This window comes from Burkholderia sp. AU17457 (assembly GCF_002223255.1).
GTDB lineage: Bacteria > Pseudomonadota > Gammaproteobacteria > Burkholderiales > Burkholderiaceae > Burkholderia > Burkholderia sola.
The window spans coordinates 1,014,609-1,037,252 of record NZ_NKFB01000004.1; the positions used below are offsets into that span (position 1 = coordinate 1,014,609).

Annotated in this window: 13 protein-coding genes; 11 read left to right on the plus strand and 2 right to left on the minus strand. The window is 56.9% G+C overall.

What is annotated here, in order from left to right:
• Positions 1 to 135: 135 nt before the first annotated feature.
• The 11 genes from dnaN to CFB49_RS35735 all read left to right on the plus strand — a co-directional run bounded on the left by dnaN (position 136) and on the right by CFB49_RS35735 (position 13,644).
• Positions 136 to 1,242, plus strand: coding sequence for a DNA polymerase III subunit beta (gene dnaN / locus CFB49_RS17150; RefSeq protein ID WP_006490996.1), 1,107 nt, complete (start codon positions 136 to 138; stop codon positions 1,240 to 1,242).
• Positions 1,243 to 1,434: 192 nt separating this feature from the next.
• Entirely contained in the window at positions 1,435 to 3,909 is a 2,475-nt protein-coding gene (gene gyrB, locus CFB49_RS17155) for a DNA topoisomerase (ATP-hydrolyzing) subunit B (protein ID WP_089491813.1), read from the plus strand.
• Between the two features lie 191 nt (positions 3,910 to 4,100).
• Positions 4,101 to 4,976, plus strand: a complete 876-nt coding sequence (locus CFB49_RS17160; RefSeq protein ID WP_089491814.1) for a restriction endonuclease — start codon at positions 4,101 to 4,103, stop codon at positions 4,974 to 4,976.
• Positions 4,977 to 5,348: 372 nt separating this feature from the next.
• Positions 5,349 to 6,446 carry a hypothetical protein gene (locus tag CFB49_RS17165; RefSeq protein WP_089491815.1) on the plus strand — a complete coding sequence of 366 codons (1,098 nt, stop codon included), beginning with the start codon at positions 5,349 to 5,351 and terminating at the stop codon, positions 6,444 to 6,446.
• A gap of 19 nt (positions 6,447 to 6,465) precedes the next feature.
• A complete protein-coding gene (locus tag CFB49_RS17170; protein ID WP_089491816.1) occupies positions 6,466 to 7,017 on the plus strand; it encodes a winged helix-turn-helix transcriptional regulator in 552 nt (183 codons plus the stop codon).
• 177 nt (positions 7,018 to 7,194) lie between these two features.
• Positions 7,195 to 7,485 carry a multiubiquitin domain-containing protein gene (locus tag CFB49_RS17175; protein WP_089491817.1) on the plus strand — a complete coding sequence of 97 codons (291 nt, stop codon included), beginning with the start codon at positions 7,195 to 7,197 and terminating at the stop codon, positions 7,483 to 7,485.
• Complete coding sequence (locus tag CFB49_RS17180) at positions 7,460 to 8,635, plus strand: ThiF family adenylyltransferase (RefSeq protein ID WP_089491818.1); 1,176 nt, start codon at positions 7,460 to 7,462, stop codon at positions 8,633 to 8,635. Before CFB49_RS17175 ends, CFB49_RS17180 begins: the two co-directional genes overlap by 26 nt.
• Complete coding sequence (locus tag CFB49_RS17185; RefSeq protein ID WP_089491819.1) at positions 8,632 to 9,096, plus strand: DUF6527 family protein; 465 nt, start codon at positions 8,632 to 8,634, stop codon at positions 9,094 to 9,096. Before CFB49_RS17180 ends, CFB49_RS17185 begins: the two co-directional genes overlap by 4 nt.
• Before the next feature lie 263 nt (positions 9,097 to 9,359).
• Positions 9,360 to 10,649 carry a hypothetical protein gene (locus CFB49_RS17190; protein WP_143329292.1) on the plus strand — a complete coding sequence of 430 codons (1,290 nt, stop codon included), beginning with the start codon at positions 9,360 to 9,362 and terminating at the stop codon, positions 10,647 to 10,649.
• Between the two features lie 132 nt (positions 10,650 to 10,781).
• A complete protein-coding gene (locus tag CFB49_RS17195) occupies positions 10,782 to 11,126 on the plus strand; it encodes a hypothetical protein (protein ID WP_143329293.1) in 345 nt (114 codons plus the stop codon).
• A 712-nt stretch (positions 11,127 to 11,838) separates the two neighbouring features.
• The gene (locus CFB49_RS35735) at positions 11,839 to 13,644 is read left to right on the plus strand and encodes a hypothetical protein (protein ID WP_179234910.1); all 1,806 of its coding nucleotides are present in this window, start codon (positions 11,839 to 11,841) and stop codon (positions 13,642 to 13,644) included.
• Between the two features lie 474 nt (positions 13,645 to 14,118).
• On the opposite strand, the gene CFB49_RS17210 is transcribed toward CFB49_RS35735, so the two are convergent.
• Together CFB49_RS17210 and CFB49_RS17215 are read right to left on the minus strand one after the other, a co-directional pair.
• Positions 14,119 to 16,218: a UvrD-helicase domain-containing protein gene (locus CFB49_RS17210; protein WP_089491824.1), complete on the minus strand. Its 2,100-nt coding sequence runs from the start codon at positions 16,216 to 16,218 to the stop codon at positions 14,119 to 14,121.
• Positions 16,215 to 22,643: a DEAD/DEAH box helicase gene (locus tag CFB49_RS17215; protein ID WP_089491825.1), complete on the minus strand. Its 6,429-nt coding sequence runs from the start codon at positions 22,641 to 22,643 to the stop codon at positions 16,215 to 16,217. The genes CFB49_RS17210 and CFB49_RS17215 overlap by 4 nt, the downstream gene beginning before the upstream one ends.
• Position 22,644: the final 1 nt, after the last annotated feature.

The window sequence follows — 22,644 nt, forward strand, 5'->3', positions numbered from 1 at the left end:
CCAATTTAAGGGGGGCGGTTCGGTTTTGAGGCACAATACTGGTTTGACCGCCCCGGTGGTGGCGGGCCAAGAGCCCGGCCGGCGGGGCGCTGCGTGGCTGCTGCGCTGCAGGCCGTTACTCAACGAAGGAACTCTATGCAACTGGTCAAGACCGAACGAGACACCCTCCTCAGGCCGCTGCAAACGGTCAGCGGCATCGTCGAACGCCGCCATACGTTGCCGATCCTCGCCAACCTGCTGATCACCAAGAACGGCCCGGACGTTTCATTCCTGTCGACCGACCTGGAGCTGCAGATCACCACGCGCGCCGATTTCGGCGTCGGCGGCGACCAGATCGCGACCACCGTCGCGGCCCGCAAGCTGCTCGACATCCTGCGCGCGATGCCTGACGGCCAGGTCACGCTATCGCTCGCCGACAAGCGCCTCACCGTTCAATCGGGCAAGAGCCGCTTCGCCCTGCAGACGCTGGCGGCCGACGAGTTCCCGACCGTCGCGCAGGCGAAGGATTTCGGCGCCACGCTGACCGTCCCGCAGAAGTCGTTCCGCCAGTTGCTCGGCATGGTGCACTTCGCGATGGCGCAGCAGGACATCCGCTACTACCTGAACGGCATGCTGCTCGTCGTCGACGGCGACCAGCTGATGGCCGTGGCCACCGACGGCCACCGCCTCGCGTTCTCGTCGATGAAGCTCGAAGGCGGCACGTTCGGCCGCCAGGAAGTCATCGTGCCGCGCAAGACGATTCTCGAGCTGCAGCGCCTGCTCGAAGACATCGACGACACCGTCACCATCGACATCGCGCAAACCCAGGCCAAGTTCACGTTCGGCCAGGTCGAGCTCGTGTCGAAACTCGTCGAGGGCAAGTTCCCCGACTTCCAGCGCGTGATCCCGAAGGCGCACAAGAACACGTTCGAGATCGGCCGTGAAGAACTGCAGCGTTCGCTGCAGCGCGCGGCCATCCTGACCTCGGACAAGTTCAAGGGCGTGCGCTGCATCATCGCGCCGGGCCAGCTGAAGATCATGTCGACCAACGCCGATCAGGAAGAGGCGCAGGAAGAACTCGAAATCGCCTACCAGGGCGATACCGTCGACATCGGCTTCAACGTCACGTATCTGCTCGACGTGCTCGCGAACCTGAAGGTCGACACCGTGCAGGTGAGCCTCGGCGACGCCAGCTCGAGCGCGCTGATCACCGTGCCCGAGAACGACGAGTTCAAGTATGTCGTGATGCCGATGCGCATCTGACGCGCTCGACATCGCGACACACACCAGGGGGCGGCAAGCCCCTTTGGCGTTTTTATGGCGAACCGACAACCCGCCCTTTTAGTGCCTTTTCGGCACTTGGGGCGGGCCAGGAAACTGGAGCGGCCGGCGATTTCCCTCGCTGAAACGCACCGCGCCGCCACGAGAGTGGCCCCGCAGAACCGGAAGATATCCATGAGTGAACAGCACAATTCGCAACCCGATAACAGCAGCTACGGCGCCTCGTCGATCCAGATCCTCGAAGGTCTGGAAGCGGTGCGCAAGCGCCCCGGGATGTACATCGGCGACACGTCGGACGGCACCGGTCTGCACCACCTCGTGTTCGAGGTGCTCGACAACTCGATCGACGAAGCGTTGGCCGGGTATTGCAACGACATCCACGTGACGATTCACGCCGACAATTCGATTTCCGTGACCGACAACGGCCGCGGGATTCCGACCGACGTGAAGATGAACGACAAGCACGAGCCGAAGCGCAGCGCCGCCGAGATCGTGATGACCGAGCTGCACGCCGGCGGCAAGTTCGACCAGAACAGCTACAAGGTGTCGGGCGGCCTGCACGGCGTGGGCGTGTCGTGCGTGAACGCGCTGTCGAGCTGGCTGCGCCTCACCGTGCGCCGCGACGGCAAGAAGCGCTTCATGGAGTTCCACCGCGGCGTCGCGCAGGATCGCGTGATCGAGGTGGTGGACGGCGTGGAAGTGTCGCCGATGCTCGTGACCGGCGACACCGAGAACCGCGGCACCGAAGTGCACTTCATGGCCGATCCGACCATTTTCGGCACGGTCGAGTATCACTACGACATCCTCGCGAAGCGGATGCGTGAACTCTCGTTCCTGAACAACGGCGTGCGGATTCGCCTCACCGACCTGCGCTCGGGCAAGGAAGACGATTTCGCGTTCGCCGGCGGGGTGAAGGGCTTCGTCGAGTACATCAACAAGACGAAGACCAACCTGCACCCGACCGTGTTCTTCGCGAACGGCGAGAAGGACGGCGTGGGTGTCGAAGTCGCGATGCAGTGGAACGACAGCTACAACGAGAACGTGCTGTGCTTCACGAACAACATTCCGCAGCGCGACGGCGGCACGCACCTGACCGGTCTGCGGGCCGCGATGACGCGCGTCATCAACAAGTACATCACCGACAACGAAATCGCGAAGAAGGCGAAGGTCGAGACGACCGGCGACGACATGCGCGAAGGGCTGTCGTGCGTGCTGTCCGTGAAGGTGCCGGAGCCGAAGTTCAGCTCGCAGACGAAGGACAAGCTGGTTTCTTCCGAAGTTCGTGCGCCGGTTGAGGAAGTTGTGGCGAAGGCGCTGGAAGAATTCCTTTTGGAAACGCCGATCGACGCGAAGATCATCTGCGGGAAGATCGTTGAGGCTGCTCGGGCGCGGGATGCTGCGCGAAAGGCGCGGGAAATGACGCGACGCAAGGGCGTGCTCGACGGCGTCGGCCTGCCCGGCAAGCTCGCGGACTGCCAGGAGAAAGACCCGGCGAAGTGCGAAATCTACATCGTCGAGGGTGACTCGGCAGGTGGTTCGGCGAAGCAAGGGCGTGACCGGAAGTTCCAGGCGATCCTGCCGCTGCGCGGCAAGGTGCTGAACGTCGAGAAGGCGCGCTACGACAAGCTGCTGTCGTCGGAGCAGATCGTCACGCTCGTGACCGCGCTCGGGTGCGGGATCGGCAAGGACGATTACAACCTCGAGAAGCTCCGCTATCACCGCATCATCATCATGACCGACGCGGACGTCGACGGTGCGCACATCCGGACGCTGCTGCTCACGTTCCTGTATCGCCAGATGCCGGACATGATCGAGCGCGGGTACGTGTATATCGCGCAGCCGCCGCTTTACAAGATCAAGGCGGGCAAGGACGAGCGGTATCTGAAGGATGACGTGGAGCTCAACGCGCATATGCTGCGGTTGGCGCTGCAAGGGTCGGAGCTGGTGCCGGGTGAGAATGCTGCGGCGATTTCGGGTGATGCGCTTGGGGAGCTGGCGCGGTCGTATCTGCTGTCGCAAAGCGTGATCGAGCGGTTGAGCCGGTTGTATGACCCGGCTGCGCTGGAAGCGGTCATGGATGGGGTTGTGATCGATCTCTCCACCGAGGCTTCGACTGAGGCGTCGGCGAAGGCGCTTCACGCTGCGTTGCATGACGAGGCTTTGAAGAACGAAGTGCGCGTGGTGCCTTCGTATGACCCGGTTCGCGAACAGCGGGCGCTGCATGTCGAGCGCACGCATCACGGCAACGTGCGGGTTTCGGTCATCGACCAGGAATTCCAGCACACGGCGGATTATCAGCAACTCGTGACCACCGCGAATACGTTCAAGGGGCTTATTGGGGAAGGCGCGGTTATCAAGCGCGGTGAGCGCAGCATGGCCGTGGCGGACTTCAAGAGCGCGATGAAGTGGCTGTTGGCGGATGCTGAACGCAACGTCTCCAAACAACGCTATAAGGGGCTCGGCGAGATGAACCCCGAGCAGCTGTGGGAAACGACGATGGATCCGGCCGTGCGGCGTCTGCTGCGTGTGCAGATCGAAGACGCGATCGCGGCGGATGGGATCTTTACTACGCTGATGGGGGATGACGTCGAGCCGCGGCGGGCGTTTATTGAGTCGAATGCGTTGCGGGCGGGGAATATTGATGTTTAACCTAGGCTCTAAGTAACCTCATAGCGCGAGAAAGTCGGACCCATAAGTCGAGAGATTTATGGGTCTTTTTTCTAAGAGCCGTCCCCCACACTCGTCAGCTGAAGAAGTAATATTCTCGACGTCCGCGACATATTTGTCTCGGGGTGCTCCACGAATCAACGGGTGCTTGTTTTCCGAAAACGCATATAACGATGGCAAAAGAGAAGAAAGACATCGCTTCAATATTTCGCTACATGGGGCCTGCATTAGACGCGCTCAGGGCGCTTGGCGGGTCCGGTACACCGGACGAAGTTGTGGAGCGTATTGCTCACGATCTCAATATTTCAGACGAGGCGCAAAACGAAATTCTGTCCTCAGGGGAAGGACGCTTCCGCAATCGGATACGATGGGCAAGGCTCTATCTTGTGAGGGAGGGTTTAGTTGATTCGTCGAGACGTGGGGTCTGGGCGCTCACCGAGACCGGTCGTCGCACGAACCTTTCGATAGATCAGTCTCGCAACTTAGCTACAAAATGGAACCGCATTTTTGCCGAGGAGCGTCGAGCGCGGGCTGATAGCTCCGAGCCCATCGCAGAGGAAAGCTTGGAGCCCGCAAACGTAGTCACAAACGACTACCGCTACCAACTCATTCAAACACTTAAGAATTTGCCAGCATCTGGCTTTGAACGGTTATCTCAACGACTTCTTCGTGAGGCCGGCTTTGTGCAAGTGGTTGTCACAGGCAGCAGTGGTGATGGGGGTATCGATGGGCACGGCACGCTACAAATCAATCCACTCGTGTCGTTTAAAGTCCTCTTTCAATGCAAGCGCTACGCGAAGTCGGTGTCGCCATCACAAGTTCGTGACTTCCGCGGAGCAATGTCTGGGCGAACCGACAAGGGCATAATCATCACAACGGGAACATTTACGGCGGAAGCACGTCGTGAAGCAAGCCGCGACGGCGTCCCGCCAATTGAACTTATCGATGGTGAGAAGCTTGTTGACATGCTCGCTCATCTTGAGCTCGGACTGCGGCCCGTACAAACCTACGTTGTCGACACAACTTTTTTTGACGAGTTCAAGAACTGATCTCCGGCCGCAAATCGATACTTTGGCGTATCACAATGCCGTAATGGTTCACTATTCAACAGACAACCGCGAGCATCACGCGCTGATAGATGCGCGCGCTTATCGTAAAGGCTGGCTAGCATGAATGGATGCACGCAAGGTGAAGCCACTTCATGCCGGCGATCGATGAAATCCCAAACATTCGTTGCGTACCGCGCCGTACTTCTTTGAAGTTCACGCACGTACCTCGATACCGAGCTTACAGATGTAAAGCAAGCAACTGAGCATCGGTTACGGCTTGGCGAGGGTGGCGTTGGCCGTTTGCGGAGGCAAACGAATTTGGTGCTAGGATAAAGACGGCCACGAATTAATTACATTACCGGTAGCTGGATCATGTACAAAAAGATAGAAAAGATATTGAAGAAAGAGCCGGGGATAAAAGCTCGTGTGATCGCAAGCAAAATTGGCGAGGACAAGAGTGCAGTCAGCGCGTACATGCATGACCATCCGGAGCTTTTTGTGCAGGATGCCGCCTACGGCTGGTCGTTGGCGAAGGCTGGCGAACTTCGCATTGAGCTACCTGCTGGGAAATGGCTGACAGCGGACCTGTTTGAAGACGCGTTGACGTCGTCTGAGTCTGCACTCGTTAGCAAGTGCGAGCACGTAGTGTTCGTACTCGCGAAGGATAGCAAGCTTCTTCTGGAGGCCACGGCTCGCCTACTTGCTCTTTGCAATCAACTGGTACATGCCGAGAAGAAGGTCTCCGTCGACTTCAGTGATTGCCACTCCACACTCGACTATTTCAACCGGATTGGCTTTTTTGACTTCCTCGATCCGTCGATCTCTATTATTCCTTCCAGGCCGGAGATGTCGAAAGCCGGCCTGTACAAAGGCGGCAATAACGGAGTCGTGGAAGTGGCGATGATTGATCCTGTCTCGCCTGATGAGGATATCCCTGGTCGTCTGCAGAAGAGCTTCGTTAGCTGTGCGGGTGCGCAGTATTCGGTAGGGGCCTTCACCGTGCTTTCGGAACTGTTTGGCAATGTGAGGGACCACTCGGACTCACCGATTCCCGGCTTTGCGGCGTTGCAGTTTTATCCAAGGAGCCGCCAGCCGCACATCCAGGCGGTCATATCTGATAGTGGCCGCGGAATTTTGGGGACGCTGGCACCCGTACTCGAAACCCGATACCCGAAAGTTGCGACGGCAATCCGCGCGTCGGGCCTGCACGCTGGTGTGGCACTCATTCAGGAGATTTTCCGGAATGGCGGCATCAGCAGCAACGAAGACGAGGCACGCGGCCTCGGACTGAAGAGGAGCGGGGATGTAGCCTACAAATTCAATGCTCGTATCTCGGTCCGGCAAGAGACATTCGAGGTCAAGGTCCACTACAACAAGCACGGGAACCTCGAGTTTTCTCATCAACTCGATTTGCGCGAGCTTCGTGGCACCCACGTCTGTTTCGACTTTTTGCTTGACGGTACCCGATGACTCTCTTTAAATTACGCGGATGAACCAGACTGCCCTCCGTGTCAAGCTCCGCGATTTCACCACGACGTCCCAACCGTTTGGGAACGTCCAAGGGAAGGAAGTTTACCAAAAGCTTTCAGAATTCATTAGCAAGCATCCCGACGCGTGTGTGCTCGGCATTTCGTTGGAAGGGATCGAGGCAACAGACGCGTCGTTCCCGCGCGAAAGCGTGCTTTCGATTGCCAAGCAATTCCGACGAGAGAGAGGACTGTTTCTCGAACATCTGGACGATCGCGATCTGATAGACAATTGGAAGTATGCCGCTCAGGCAAAGGAGCAGCCGCTAGTAATCTGGCGAGGCGACTCCTTTGAGGTAATTGGCCCGGAGATGAGCTCTTCTAGCCGGGAATTGCTGAACTACGTGCTGAAACACCGATCCGTTCTAGCCTCCCAAGTGGCTGCCGACCTTGACCTTTCCGTACAAAATGCGAGTACCCGGCTGAAAAAGCTGGTCGACGACGGCTACATTCTGCGCGTCGAGGACATCGCCAGCAGTGGCGGTATCGAATACAAGTACATCGCTATCCACTGATTCTGATTAAACTGCTTGCATGAAGCAGAAATGATGTGATACGCTTGGTTCCGTGTCCGCTCCAGATGTGCAGGCCAGCTTAAACAGCATCATTGAATCAGAATTAGATGCTCAGGTCCGCGCTCGGTTAGAGGGGATGGATGCCTTATCCACCCAAACGTGAAAGGGATTGAGCATATGGAAACCCAGCAGAGCTTTGATGGCGCCGACGAGCGCTCCATCAACGGGCCTAAACGCATCGAAATCGTTGTCAATGGTCGCGAAGTCGAGGTCAACGACCGTAACGTGACGTTTGAACAACTGGTTGCAATCGCATATCCGGGCGAGCCGCCGATGCCCAACATCAAGTATTCGATTACCTACCGCGGGGTCGTTTCGAAGCCCCATAGCGGTGAACTGGCTGCTGGCGGCAGTGTTGAAGTAAAAAATGGGAGCATCTTCAATGTCGGCCGCACTGTTCAATCTTAATTCCGACCTCAAGCGTCTTCGCGAGGACGGGTATGCCATGCGCATCACAGGAGGGTGTCTCGTGATGCACGAGGTTCCCTACGTTAACGCGCGGCGCGAAGTGAAGCTCGGCACGATCACGTCCAGTCTCTGCCTGTCGGGAGATATCACGCAGAAACCCGAGCCCCACACCGTCGAATTCTACGGAGAGTTTCCTTGCAATGCCGACGGAACGCCAATCCAAGGCATCACACCTGGAGGGACAATACCGCCAGATCCGCTGCTACTTGGAAAGCACTTGCTTTCGAGCAAACCGGGACCGCAGGAGGGGTATGCAGACTACTTTCAGAAAATGTCCACGTACGCCACGATCGTGGCCGGTCCTGCGGCAGTTGTGAAGCCAGGTGCCACGCCGCGCGTGTACAAGCAGCCCGACGTCGACGAGGATAGCGTATTCAACTATCTGGAGACTGCATCGGATCGCGTTGGGATCCGGCACCTTACCGCCCGGCTGGAAAGCGAGCGTATCGCAATCATTGGTGTAGGTGGCACCGGCTCCTACGTACTGGACCAGGTCGCGAAAACACCGGTGCGCGAGATTCTGCTGATCGACGGCGATGACTTTCTTCAGCACAACGCATTCCGCGCCCCGGGAGCTCCTTCAATAGAAATGCTCCGCGATTTGCCGAAGAAAGTGGATTATCTCGCCAGTATTTACTCGAGAATGCATCGCTACATCTTGCCGCATGCAGTTCAGCTCGATGCGAGTACGGCTAACTTGCTGGACCGCATAACGTTCGCTTTCATATGCATGGATGCGGGAGAGTCGAAGCGCTTCGTCGTGCAAAAGCTAGAAGCTCTTGGAACCCCCTTCATTGATGTCGGGATGGGTCTGGAACTGGTCGATGGCACGCTCGGTGGTATCTTGCGCGTTACCGCCAGTACCCCCGAAAAGCGGGAACACGTCAGGGAGCGCGTCTCGTTTGAAGGCGGGGGTAATGAAAATTTGTATGCATCGAATATCCAGGTCGCCGACCTGAATATGCTCAACGCCGCCCTCGCCGTCATTAAGTGGAAAAAGCTCAGAGGCTTCTACCGCGATCTCGAGAGCGAGCATCACTGCACATACACGACAGACGGCAACATGCTGCTGAATGCGGAGCAGACATGATTCGCTTCAAGCAGCTCGAACCCCGCTTCGTTACAAGCATTCCTCGCGAGCTGGAGCCAGGCGTCCTTTACGTATCGATGGAGTACGGCACAGTCGTTCACAGCTGCTGCTGCGGTTGCGGTCACGAGGTAGTCACACCATTGACGCCGACCGACTGGACTCTGACCTTCAACGGTGAAGCGATCTCGCTTTGGCCCTCCGTTGGTAGCTGGAATCTGCCGTGCCAGTCGCACTACGTGATCAGACGCAACAAGGTCATCGAAGCGGGGCCGTGGGATAAAGCAAAGATCGATGCCGAGCAACACCGCGATAGGAGGGCGAAGGCGAAATTCTATGCGCAACCTTGTCAGGAAACTGACAGCTCGCATTCTCCATCGACAGAAGCGCCTGCGACCACTGCCCAGGAACGACATGCCGAGAATAGTATCTGGAGGAAATTGCGCCGCTGGTTTTTGGGGTAAGCGGGCCCTTCCGCATGTAGCTGGCGCGACACGATTGATGATCCGCATAGAAAGTCCGCATCGTCATGCGCATATCCTTGCCGATCGAGTTTGCTCCGAATTCGCGGATCGCGTCTCGTAACAACTAGGTCTGAGCGACGCCATTAGTGTACCGACTATCTCAACAGGCTAGCGGCTACAAAGTAGTTGGCGTAGCGCTGTGTTTCTTGCGCATTGCTCGGATGGGCGCTGTACACAACGAAGATAAAGTATGGAGAACTAAGATGAAGGATGACCGTCGAAAACCGGCGAGCGATGCCCGTTCTGCCGGAGAAAATTTACTGCCAAATGGCACGCTGCATTCAGTTTCCTCATCGGGTAAGTTTGATGCAGCACCGTCCTCAAACGACCACGCAGTTCACGAAATCCGCAAGAGTACGTCGGACGACGCAGTTTCAGAGCAGCCTGCGGTGAGCCGAAAAGACATGTACAAAGAAACCATCGCGATGGTCAAAGATACACTCGACGTCGCATGGAAAGTCGCTCCTGTTTCGTTGCTTCCAGCGGCTCTATTCGTTTGGAGTTATCTGCGGTCAATACATTGGACAAGCTTGTTCCAGGATTCGGCGATGTCAGGCAGCGGTTTGATCTTTCTTTTTATTGCGGCGACGCTTATCGCGATCGCTGTCCTATTGCAGTTCATCGCTCCCTCGCTGCTTCTGATTAGCACCATGTGGAACTACCGCCAGGAACGCACTCTTCCGAAAGCGGTTCCACGGTTATTTCTATGTGCAACTATTGGATGGCTCGCTGGATTTGTCTTGGTGGTTGAGCTGGACACGAGCCAGGTCTGGATCATGTTCGTGATGGCCTTTCTTGCAGCATTTTCTTTTGGAATCTATAACGGTATATCATTAGATGTTCCTCAAAAGGGTGGTGCAAAATTTCCTATCCATGCAGTCCACGCTGGTGGCTTGGCTCTAGCTGCCATTTTGGCACTGACAGCGACATCGATTCCTCTCCTGATTACTCTGCACATCGCGGAGCGATATGCAGACGGCGGTTGGCTCGAGAAACTGCTCGTGTTCGCCGTATTCATTGGCACAACGGCCGTTAGCCTGCTGCCTGCAATCATGTATCTTAACGCTCGTACCTGGAGGCCGGGCTTTTACCAACCCCTTAAGCTGGCTTCGCTTGGGGCCTTTCTGCTTTCGTACATCGTAGTGTCCGGCGCAGCGCTTTTTGTGCCCGTTTCTTCTACGGTCATGCGACTAGCCGGCATCTACAGCAACGAACAGCAAAGTTTTCAGATCTTGCAGCCCAGTCTCACTGCGGCACTTGACGCTGCCGGTGTACCAACTCATAAAGGTGAAAAAACAAATATTGCCACCGGATACGTTAGGTATGGCTTCGGAGGTATTCGTCTTCTTTGCCGGCAGCCCTTCGACCCATCCCTCGTATCCGCCGATGCGATAAAGTTGGCGCAGAAAAACAAAACCCCTGACCCGACGATGCTCGCAGGGTCTGGTTGCGTCCAGGCGATGTCATCAGAACTGCGTCCCTTACGGATGTAAGAGAACATATGCCAGCACGACGGTGATCCGTCAAAGTATGGGGCGGATCACAGCGTATGTTGATCACAAGCGCAATGCTCACCTCTGATATTGCAACGGTCCACTATGGTTCTTAATCGATATGTTAGTGCTGTGCGCGCGATGATTGGCAGCGCAGCCAGGAAGCGCGGAACGGTCACCTTCAAGCAATTGTTCAGTGCGTTCCCACCTGAAACGCCGCCTTCCAATGTGTACGACACGCTGGAGGAGGCGTGCTCAGAACTTGGACCATGGAATGAGGTCATCTATTCCGCGGTGATGGCGAAGGCGAAGGACGGCCTGCCGGGCGACGGCTTTTTTGACATCTTCAAGACGCACCGCAAGATAGAGTTTCGCCGTATCGCCGGCGATGCTGAGACGCTCGATCTGGCGGACGAGCAGCGCAAACAAATGACTGAGCTGGAGCGCGAGCGCGTATATGTCCACGCAAGCCTATAAATAACGACGTTCGGTCGCCGATTGTGTCGTTGATGCGCAAAAAAACGCGCCGGTACGGCTCACAGGAGATACCTATGACATACGCAACAAACGATGTATTTACACTCGATCACATCCGGCGGGCACTCGGCGACTTGAGTGACTTGCACTACGATGACCTGCATGAGATTCCCTACATGAACGTCGCCACAAGGCTCTAGCTTACAGCGGGTGTCGCGGTGAGATTCGCCTCGAAGCGCGCGAAGTGCCAGTGGCAGGCATGGCATCTCGATTCATTCGTTGCCGATGGCGTTAATCAGCATCAACTCGGTCATGATTTCACGGCGGGGGAACTACGGTTCTCATCTGAAGGCAAAGGGACGATCCGGGTGAAATACACTAGCAACGCGTCGAACGGAGATGCATATCTGGATCAAGAGCATCTCTTTGGATGGTCTGCGTGAGGTGCGGGTGCAGCGTTCAGCGGTATTGCCGCTCACAGCTCGAAATTCGTCCCTTAGATACTGCGTCAACCCGATGCCGCGTTTCGTAATGCTCGCTTCTTCAGTCCAACGCACCAACTAATGCCGTCTATTCACGCCTCGGAGACTGAGTCTCAAAGAGGAGGCCGTGAAAACGTAGACTAGATCAAATCGCCCTCAATAATCTGCCGATGGAACCTCTTCACGAAGAACAAGCTCATCCGCTGATTGCAGTGCATAGGCGCTGGGCCATGTACGCACTGCAACAACTTGCGCTGCATGACCTTTCCCTCACACCGACGCTTTTCGAGAAAGGCCTCAAATTTCTCGTCGTTATTGGAGACATCGGCACGCGTCTTGCCGAGATTGCGGCACATTTTGACCACAATATTCGTCCGGCTAGTGCTGACGTCTCAGTCGTAGAGAGTGCGCCACCTGAATTCACTCAAGTACACGTAGCGACGACGATTCAGGAAGACATGTGGTCGACTTATAGCCCCCTGTCCGTCAGTCACACCAACCAAATGTTGGCGCTTATATCGGGGCAGGTGCCAAGAGGCGGGATTGACTATATCCATGAGACACGCAGGTGGCAGTTTCGGCACTTCGGCATCGATGACGCGGGTCGACAGGCAGTGCGGGACGCATGCGCTACGCTGGGCATCCAAGATGAGATTGAGTTTGCTGAGCAAACGGCTCCGCCCTCTCCAGAGCAGAAAGCTCCACAAATGGCGCGCGATGCTTTTGAGGTTGGCACCCGACATGCGGTGCCATCCACGAATCACAAAATCCGTCTCCTGGTCGAGCGCGACGAAGACACGTGGCGCACCTTTATCGCGAAGCGTGGCGACAAAAACGTTCTGGCTGAGAGAGCTTGCTCCACTCCGCATCGCTTCGCGTGTCTTTACGACACGCGCGATGAGAGTCCAGTGCAACTCGCTGAACTGCTCACATTGTATGACGTCGTCAACATCGTACCTGGCGAGGATTTGACGTGGATGAGCCGTCACCGACTAACGCTATCGGAGCTGGAAGTAATGGCGGCGTCCGGGCGCGTAAGACTTGTGCTGCCTGCATCTATGAGTCGATACCCGGAAAGCGTCATTCTGGCGGCCACCGCGCAGTCAGACGACGGAGTTGTGCTCAGCCGAGATCTCGCGATGCACGTTGTGCGGAACGGGGAAAGAAAGGATCCGTTGCTGTACGGTCCATTTTCGACTGGTGAGCGAACGGCTGTCTTGCGCCTTCTGCATCAAAGTGCAACGCAAGAGGCATTTAAGGTGCTTCTTTCCACATACTCGTCCTCCCTGACACAACATGGCTTAGAGTACGCCGTGCGAGGAGCCAACGCGGCATACCGAATTGGCTTTGGTGCCTTCCTCGGAGAAGTGCTCTATCGGCTTCGCGGGATAGATGCACGGCTCGAGATGTCCGTGGTCGGTGCTGCGATGGAGTGGTCGATGGGTTTAGGCGCAGCATACGTGCCGCGGCAAATGGGAGGATTCGACGAAACACATAACGCATCGATTATTGCTAGCCATGTTAGTCGGAGTCGTCATATCCCGCAGGAACCATTGGCAAACCGAATGCATACGGTTGTCGAGGGACTGCTAGCCGTAACGGATATTCCGCCAATAGAAGTGGCCAAAAATTTCGGCTCGAGTTCCGTGTCTCGATTTCGTCAAGTAGCTATGGGGTTGGTCAGCGGACCAGCGAACGGTGATGAACTAAGGGACTTGGTGGCAAAGCTCAATGACGAGGTACGTGCATTCGAGAGTCGGCGGAATTTCCTCGTCAAGTGGCAGGCGGATACCGTCGCCATGAGCTTGGTGACAAAATTGGCAACTGACGCGCTTGATGCCAAGTTCGGTTCATGGACCTCGTGGTTTGCTTCGGTGGGCGCCGGCTATCTCTATAGTGCGATGAAGAACTCGAGGGCGTTCGCGGCTGCGAGCGAAGTGTCGCAAGAGCTTGTTGACACCTTTGTCGGCCTGACTTTAGCGCCCTCGAACGACGCCGTGGTGATGTGGCGAGCTCGGGAGAACTTGAAGAAATAGTCTGTTAAGAACTCGCTGTTGCCAGTCCGCTTCGGGCGCTGTCGGTTGGCACTGGAATGTTGAATTCTACGTAAGCGCCGGAGTAGGCCAGACGCGACGGCGGTGACCCAGTCTAACGAATTCGCATCGAAAGTCCGGCCAGTCCAATTATTTCGGTTCGGAAGGTGCACACAGACGGATCGAATTCGTTGGTAAGTACTTGATTCTTAAGAGAACGCAGTCTAACGAATTCGCAATCCCTGCAGTAGCGGGAGGCATAAAGCTGGATTTGGAGAAGCATCCATCTGGATCTTTATTGGTGGGCGCGTCTCGATAGCTTGGATTGATGTTTTCCCGCTGTGCAATTCGTAGGCAAGGACAACGGCCGCCCCAAATTGGGGCGGCCGTTTCTCTTCAATATTTGCAACAATCGGAGCAGCGCCACGCCTGTTTTGCCCAGCCGGACTAAGGGCAGCCGCTTGTTTTCAGCTCACATCAGCACAACACCAAGATGGCACCGCGTTTCGCTCGCGTTAGCGCCACATAAAGTAGCTGCCGACGATTGCTATCCTCAGCCTGCTCACCGACATACGAATTAGGTGCCACCACTGCTACGTAGTCGAACTCAAGGCCTTTCGCCCGGTGCATTGTCGCCATGTGCACCGCGCCTTGCTCTTCGGTGTGGTTGCTCTGAGCTGTAATCGTCACGGTCTTCTCGCCTGCCTTCTGCAGCAAGGATTCCAGAGCGTCACGAATTTTCTCGCTGGATGCCACAACACAGAAACTGTGAGGTGGCTGGCCATCTGCCGTCCCCGGCCACTGATGTAGGAACTCCCGGACTTTTTCGGCGGCTTGCTCCAAACCACTAACCTGGACCTGGACCGGAGCTGGCCCATGCGTAAGAGAGCGGTAACGGTTCGACTCGTCTTGACCGTCATCGAGGTCATCGACCTCCACTCCTTCAAGCAGCGCGACAGCTTTCTGGCGAATTTCGTCGGTGGTTCGGTAGTTGATGTAGAGCTTCCTGGAGCGCCCACGAATGTCGATGCCGCACTTGCTCATTGCGGCCCGGTGACGACTGTAAATGCGCTGGTGACCGTCACCGACAAAGAAAAGGTCATTCTCGCCTGCAAGAATCATCGCCCGGAGCAGCCTCAGCGCTTGCGGACCGAAATCCTGTGTCTCATCAATGACGATGGCGCTATAGGAAGGAATAAGCGACTTGTCGGCGTCGAGCATGGACGCCACCTCACGGTAAGCGTCATCTACCTCCTTCAGCTTACGGGAGGCAAGCTGGCCGCGGTATTCCTCGAATACCGGCCACACGGCGTCACGCTTTGCTCGGCTGAGCAGCACACCACGACCAGTGCGGCGTGCCTTGCGGTACTCGTCCAGTGTGGTAATTCCTTGAGCCAGGATGACTTGTTCAAGCTCATGCTTATAGAAATTGTCCGGTAGGTCGAGGCTGCCGTCCTTCACTGCCATAGCAGCGTCCCAGGCTTGCCGGGCACCGTCCTGCTCGCGGTCGTACACGATGCGATGCTCAAGCTTGCAGCTCCGCATAAAGCCGTGCACCCAAGCGTCGAGGTTACGCACCTCGAGCTTTTCGAGTGTCGCTGCTGCGCATAACGTACGCAGGTTTTGTTCGATGTCTGTAGCCAGGTTGCGAGTGAAGGTTGTGAAGAGCACCTTCTGTGCGTTGCCGGTACACTTCTCGGCGAGCCACTTCGCGCGATGCATGGCCAGAACTGTCTTGCCCGTACCAGCCCCCCCCAAGACACGGGCAGGTCCACTGAATGTTTTCTCTGAGAGCTGGCGCTGCGACGGATGCAGGAACACACGCCACTGAGCAAGCGGCGCATTCAGAATAGCGGACAGCGCTTCGTCATCATCCACTACGACAAATCGGGACTTGGACTCGGGCGTATCCAGTGCGGCGACAAAGTCTTCAGTGTCGACGACCTTGTCAACGCGGCTCTCCCGTGCCATCAATACCTGCGAAACTGTATCGCCAGCTGCGACGAGGAACAGCCCCTCGTACGCTTCGACGGGCAAGCGTGCCTGAATGGCGTCCAGTTCCGCATCACTGGTAATGGCACGTATGTCGCTCAGCAATTCCTGAGGCACGCCGAGACTCATAAGCTCCCGGTCATCTAATGTGACAAACAAAGGCTGCGCCGGGGGCACGGCGTGCGCAGGAGATGCCGTTACCGGTTCCCGCCGCGCCTCTCCCGGAAGCTGCTCAGCCACATGCTCAAACGCAACCAGCTGCATCGCCCCCGTGACTGGGTTTATGGTGAGCTTGCGGTTTTCTGCCCAGCGATACGCCTCATCATGCGGGCCCACGTAAAGCAGTACATAGACGTCGCCGGACGACGGCTTGAAAACAATGCCACGCCAATCGCCATCTACGCGGACCGACTTCAGGTTGGGGTCGCGTGCACCCTTGATGTTTTCGTAGTTCGTGCCAGAGCTGGTCGGGTTAGTTTGAAACCCGATAGCCCATTTCAGAACCTTCGTATGGATGCTGGACGGCAGCTTGGACAACTGCGCCAGAAATTCGCTGCTCAGGGCAACTTTCGGTTTCAGACTCACTGCGACTCCTCGTTTGGCATGCTGAGGTTCAGCTTGTTGGCAACAACAGTCACCCAGTTGGCACCATTGATACTGGTCATGGATTCATCGAGAACAAGCGCGGTCCAGCCTTGTGCTGCCCATTCATCTGCCAAATCCGACTGATCATCGCGCAATAGCGCGAGCTTTTCGCCGTCCCAGCAGAGTTCCCCGTCAGCAACAACTTTACCCTTCTCGTTGAGGAGTTCGAGGCCAAGCATGGGCACCGATGCACCAGCTTGTGCAAGTCTTCGTAACCCCGGCTGCATCGCTTTAAACGCCTGCGTTAGCACCTCCTGCCATGCTCCGCTCAGTGCGGCCGCCGAAACGGGCTGGGCTGGTGCCGAATGTTGCGCAGGAAAAGGCCGGAGCACATTGTAAGCATGGGCGTCCAGACCAGAGGTCGTCACTAGCCACATGGCCGGTAGCGTCTGAGTCGTGTTGAACACGTGCAGCCACTGGCGCCACGCTATATGCAAAGCTTCCCCGTTGTCGACACTCATATCTTCCAGAACCAGTACGCCCGGCGCGGCCCAGTTGATTGCACTCTCAAATCCTTTCTGTGCAATAACCATCGGCCAATTACCCAACTGGTGGCACAGGGCGGTCTGCGATTTCGAAATGCTTGGGGCATAACCATTTCCAGGGTCACGCACATGTTCAGGCAGGCGATGTGCCCACTGTGCCTGGACCTGATTACAGGCAGCAGCATCTTCCTCGGTACTCGGCACCATCAAGAAGCCCAGCCACAAGGCATTACGCTGCAACTGTCTGAGCCCGAGGTCATCCAGCGACGAAGCGGGTGTCGCGAGCCATGCGAGTAACCGTGCGAGCGCATGATGCGTAAAGGCCTTTTCCTGAGCACGTGGAATGTTCGGTGGTGGCTTGATACCTTGATGGCGAGCCATTGACACCAGCGGGGACTCGAGGTCAGTTTCAAGGTCGCCTTTGAGTGCGGCCGCCACATCGTTGTGTGTAACGGACCAGACCCAATAACGACCACTCGCCACGATGGCGCTACGTTTTGCCGCGTCGGAACCTAGACAATTCTGATGGTCAGCCCAGCCGTCGCAAAACACAGCAATGGGTCGCCGCGCAGTTGACGTCGTTGACCACGGCCAGATGACGAAGTCCGGCTTGCTGGCCATGGCCACACCCTCGTCGCTGCCAAGATTGCATTGCGGTTCAATCTTGTATCGCTGGCTGCCGACCTCAAGCATGTACCCTGTCTTGCCGTTCACGACGTCCTGCACCAGCTTGATAACCGGCAAGCCACCAACACCACTAAGACGCTTCAACCCCTCCAAGAACCGGGCTTCTAGGACCGAGTCGAAATTCGGGTTGATGTAGATGTCGGAGATAGTTTCGACGGACTGAAGTTTGTCGAGAGAACCCACCAGTTCGCCTAGAACCGATTTCGCCATATCGCGCGAGACCAGCTCCATGTTATGGCCTAGTCGATACTGGTAGACGCACCGGTAGCAACCGTCCTTCTCCGGGTCATTGTTGCACGAGCAGGCAGTAACTGCCTGCAACGCCATATGCAACACGTCCCCCAGCGTTTTTGCACCTTGCTCCAGCAGTTCCTGCAGATAGCCCGTTCCGCCCGGAACCGAGTCGTAGAGCATGACGTAGAAGCGACGTGGCCCACCGTCCTTGCCCGGTTCGTCTTGGAGGACTATGCGCAAGTGGTCAACTTTGCCTCCATAGCGCTTTTTTAGGCCGAGCTGAACTGCGGCCATAAAAGATTGAACCACGCGCTCATCGACACCATTCTTGGTGTACGGCACCAGGATGCGAAGTGCCTCGGATTCGAACTCACGGTACAGATACAGGCACTCGAGCAGGTCTGCTGGGTTATTACTTTCACGCTTCGGGCAATCGAAGCTGTGATTCTGCTCCGTCGCATCGTCATTACGCCTCGGTGGCTTCTGCACTTTGCCGCAATGCCGACACAGCTTGAAACCAGGGCGCATTGAGGCCTTGTCAGCTACCTTGAACGTTTCACCGTTCTTGGCCAACTCTCCAAAATTGACATCGCGGAAGGTCACTCGGTCGATGAACTCAAAACCGAACGGCAATTGGCCGGTACTGATTTTCCAAGCCTTTCGCACATTCTCTGGCGAGAAATCCGCCATCAGTTGCCGGACGTAAAACTTCGGCTCACGGTCCTCAACGCTGTCGTCGATACGGACCTTGAGGTCGTTACTGTTCGCGATAGCTTGCTTGAAGCGCAACAGTGTTCGCTTCTGTGCGGCATCCGCCCACATTGCATCGCTGCAACGGGGACAGGCCATATGGGTGTCCGGCTCGATGTCCAGATTCTGCATGTGATGACACGATGGGCAGAAGCGCCATGGCTCTGTCCTCGCCAGATTCATGTTTATCTGGTCGACCTCAACGCGACGCTGGTTCGCGTAGAAGCGGTTTTCTGGGGCAAATTCCGATAACGCCGACTGTGCGGGCCGCTCATACTTGAGGGTATTGAGCGTGACGTATCCACCTTGACCGGCAGGGTCATCTGACCCGCGCTTGCGCCACAGTATCGACTTCAGTTCGATGCCGGACTCCGGGAATGCATAGTTTGGAATCAACCCTGCGTCGGTCAGCGTGTTGAGCAGGTCTCGGCCGTTGATTTCCTTGATAAGCTCCAACAGCTTGTCACGCTCACGCAGCAAGAGGTCGATTTCTTCGCGCGTTGCTTCATCCTGTGGGCGCTGTTGGAGTTTCGTTTTGAGTTTGTCGAGCTCGTCCTTACGTTTCTTGTAGGTACGACGCTCTTCTAACAGCTCGGTCAGGGACTTCAACAGCCTAAGGCTCAGGCCATCAGACTCTCCCTCTCCTTGCATGAACTCGGTCAGCCGCGCGCAGACCGCGCCATTATTCCTGATAGCGGTTGGAAGCAGACTGATAAAGCCATCGAGCAATCGCTGCTCGTGCTGCAGAACGTAATCGCGCAAGATGTATGGGAAGCGGTCAAGCTTTGCCTGTTCCATCGCATCGAGCGCCTGAGAAGTCTTCTCCGGCAAGGCGCTGGTATTCGTCAGACTGGCAACCCAATCGTCCATGCAAAAAGCGAACAACTGACGGCGAAGAACTTCGGCCGCACCCAAGAAGACCCCTGGCGGAGCCACCTCGCCACTAAGCATCTCAGCGGTTTCGGCAAAGAAATATAAGTCGTGCGGGCTGGCGCCATCGGCCAGTGTCGTTGCCATTGCATTACCGTCGCGACGGCCCGCGCGACCGATGCGCTGGAGGAAGCTTGCCTGGTTCGGCGGTACGGAGCACAACATCACGGACGATAGGTCCCCGATGTCCACGCCCATTTCGAGCGTTGGCGTGGCCGAGAGCAGGTTTTCGTACCAAGACTTTGGCTGCTTACTCTTGAATCGGCTTTCCAGTTCCTCGCGTTCGCCGCGCTCGAGCAGACCGGTGTGCTCAGCAGCAATGACACGGCGCAAATCGGCCTGACTGAAGCGCTTCGCCCACCAGCTGGCAGCATCCGACACCGGCAGCTCGTAGGTGAATTCCGGAGCGTCGAGGCATGGCATGCTGAGAAGGCACTCCACACAGTCACCCGGTACCGGCAACCGCCGCTTGCTGCCGTCGGTCGCGATAAATGCGACGTCCTGATACAGATAGAGTCGGTCTGGATTCAGCGCCCAGGTTTCGCCTTGGTGATGCTGCGTCGGCAGCAGCAGGCCGGCATCGTGCAGAACCGACAGAGCAACCTTGTACAAGTCGGGCGCGATACCGTTCGGCAGGAGCGAATCGCGCCCTAACACCACATAGGCCCAGCGGTCGTACCATGTGGGCCGCCGTGGATTAGTCAGCTTGTCGAATCCGCTTTGCGTCCCAAAGGTCAGAAATATCGGTCGGGCAGTGTAATCGCCAATCCCCGGCATCCATTCCGAGCGCCCGCCAAGATTGACCAACGCCCATGTCTTGCCATCACCGGCATAGGAGGCAAGCTCCGGATGCATGACACCACCCCGCCGGCGCATGTGCGTGAGCATGCCCCACACCCACTGGCTCACGGTGTGTACCGTCAGGTCGCGAAGACCATACTGTTCGCTATAGGCCGAGGTCAGCCTGGCAGCTACTGCCTCAACGTCCTCCCACGGCACCGACAGTACCGCCTTGCCAGTCCGCTCGAGCGTACGTCCGCGCTGACTGTGGTACGTCATCTCACTGTAGGCCTGCCAGAGAAATCTTTTTTTCACACGCTCAGGCAACTTACTGTCGGCCGGTAGTCGCTGATGCTGCAACAGCTCCACAGCCCAGTCGCGCTGCCAGGTCATGTTCGGTGCAATGAATTCCGACACCAGCCGCTCCGGTGACATACACAGCACTGAGTTGCTCGTGGCAAATCGCTGCTCCACCTGGTGCAGAAACTGACTCCAGGGCATGACGGGCATCTGGAGTTCATCCATCACATGGGCCAAGGCTGTACGGATGTTGTTCATGAACGTCCGCGCGCCAAAGAACCCGGCGCGGTGTGCGGCGTCCTGTACTGAATCCGAAAATGCGATGAGCTTTTTGTCGTCGTTGTATACGCTTGCCCAGCTGGATTCGACAATCTGCGAGCCAAGCGTGGCGTTTCTGGCACCGAGCAGCAGAAGCCTGTCGTCTTCGCCACATGCCGGGCACGTGGTGTCGTGCAGCGTGAATTGAGCGTCACCGCGCATCTGCGTACGCTGCGCCATCACCTGAAAGACCGCCAGTAACTCCTGGTAGCCACAAGCAATGCACGCTTCACCAGATGACTGCATTGTCCCGCAGGACACACATACGCACCGGTGCGTACCGTCAACACGGTTGTTCGCCCCGATACTTTTCGATGCGTACAGGCGCGTGGCCTCTGGTCGACGCGCAAACCACGTGTTGTAAATCTCGTCGAGCTTGACGGACAAACGCGAACTGCCTTGAACAAGACGAGACAGCCATCCAGTAGTACGGCATTGACTGCACTGCACCATAGGCAGATACACGCCGTCACGTTCGCCCGGCAGGTCACGCTCACTGCGAAGCTTGACTTCTTCCGGAACGGTGCTGAGCTTGCCAACCATGCGCCGGAGTTCGCGCATCCAAAGCTGGATACGAAGCGTGACCAATGGCAGACCATGTTCACGGCGCGCCCAGGCAACGAGTACAAGCAGTGCGTCGCTCACCTTGCTCACTTCATCGCTGGTTGCGGATGGCATGCTGCGTGCGAATGCATCCGTCAAGTCTGGGTAGGCTACGGTTCCGTCTTTGGCGAGTTTGAGCAGGTTGACGAACAACTGGTGGCACTTGAGTAAAGCCCCGAGCTTCTCGCGCCATGTTGAATCGCGCACATCCGCTGGCGCAGTTGCTCCGATGAAGAACAATGGAAACCAAGCTGCCACCGCTGCTTCAGGCGAATCATATTGCGCAGGGTCGAGCTGCTTAACGACCTCCGGCCGGTAAGCAAACATGTAGTCGACCGTCGAATCTTCGAGGAAGGCTTCCATCGACTGACGACTTTCGGTGATTACCGATTCCTCTGGAAAGACTGCCCCGAATATTTCTTCTGCGTACTGCCGCAGCGGGCTGGTATCGGATGCACCACCGAGAGTTGCGGACGTGCCGGCACAGATGAGGTGGTTGTGGGGAACCTTCAGTCTGGCGCGCAAACGGCGCAGTAATAGCGCAAGATCCGTGCCCTGAGCGCCATCAAACGTGTGCAGTTCGTCGACCACGACGTATCGCAGCGTAGTCGGCGTATTGGATACCCAAAGCTGTCGGTCCTTCGGGCGCAGCATCAGGTAGTCGAGCATCTTGTAGTTGGTTAACAAGATGTCAGGCGGGTTCTTTCGCAGCGTTTCCCTATCCGTGATAACGCTATTTGGTGTCATCACGGTGCCCTGCCCAGGGGCCGCGACTTGGCCGCCGACATATAGTCCAACTCGAAGCCCTGCAAAGGCCGGCAACTTGGCCACCAGCTCAGCGATACGACGAGCCTGGTCCGATGCCAAAGCGTTCATAGGGTAGATGACCAGCGCCTTGATGCCGGCTTCGCCGGCATGGCGCGCACGCGCGCAATGGTCAAGCACCGGGTACAGGAAGCACTCTGTCTTACCACTGCCGGTCCCGGTTGCGACCAGCGCACTGGCAGCCTTACGGTTACTGGCGAGCCGCTCCCAGGCTCGCTCCTGGTGGCTGAAACCTTCGAACTGAGTGTCGAAGGTGGAGAAAAATTTTCGACCTGCCGCACCAGTACTGAAGGGCAGGCCAATTTGCACATAAGGTCCCTTGAGCCAGTTGTCTTCGCCGTCCACAAAACGGCTCATCAGACCGTGTGTGAATGAATCAGCTGGCTCAAATCCTGAAATTAGGAACTGCTTCAGGCCGGTCTGAATGTCTCGTGCAAGCAGCGAGGGCAGCATT

Excerpts from the sequence above, each read along its gene's own strand:
- CFB49_RS17215 (WP_089491825.1), bottom strand. The coding sequence starts at position 22,643 with ATGCTGCCCTCGCTGCTTGCACGAGACATTCAGACCGGCCTGAAGCAG.
- CFB49_RS17160 (WP_089491814.1), top strand. The coding sequence starts at position 4,101 with ATGGCAAAAGAGAAGAAAGACATCGCTTCAATATTTCGCTACATGGGG.
- CFB49_RS17180 (WP_089491818.1), top strand. The coding sequence starts at position 7,460 with ATGTCGGCCGCACTGTTCAATCTTAATTCCGACCTCAAGCGTCTTCGC.
- CFB49_RS17190 (WP_143329292.1), top strand. The coding sequence starts at position 9,360 with ATGAAGGATGACCGTCGAAAACCGGCGAGCGATGCCCGTTCTGCCGGA.
- CFB49_RS17170 (WP_089491816.1), top strand. The coding sequence starts at position 6,466 with ATGAACCAGACTGCCCTCCGTGTCAAGCTCCGCGATTTCACCACGACG.
- dnaN (WP_006490996.1), top strand. The coding sequence starts at position 136 with ATGCAACTGGTCAAGACCGAACGAGACACCCTCCTCAGGCCGCTGCAA.
- gyrB (WP_089491813.1), top strand. The coding sequence starts at position 1,435 with ATGAGTGAACAGCACAATTCGCAACCCGATAACAGCAGCTACGGCGCC.
- CFB49_RS17185 (WP_089491819.1), top strand. The coding sequence starts at position 8,632 with ATGATTCGCTTCAAGCAGCTCGAACCCCGCTTCGTTACAAGCATTCCT.
- CFB49_RS35735 (WP_179234910.1), top strand. The coding sequence starts at position 11,839 with ATGTACGCACTGCAACAACTTGCGCTGCATGACCTTTCCCTCACACCG.
- CFB49_RS17165 (WP_089491815.1), top strand. The coding sequence starts at position 5,349 with ATGTACAAAAAGATAGAAAAGATATTGAAGAAAGAGCCGGGGATAAAA.
- CFB49_RS17175 (WP_089491817.1), top strand. The coding sequence starts at position 7,195 with ATGGAAACCCAGCAGAGCTTTGATGGCGCCGACGAGCGCTCCATCAAC.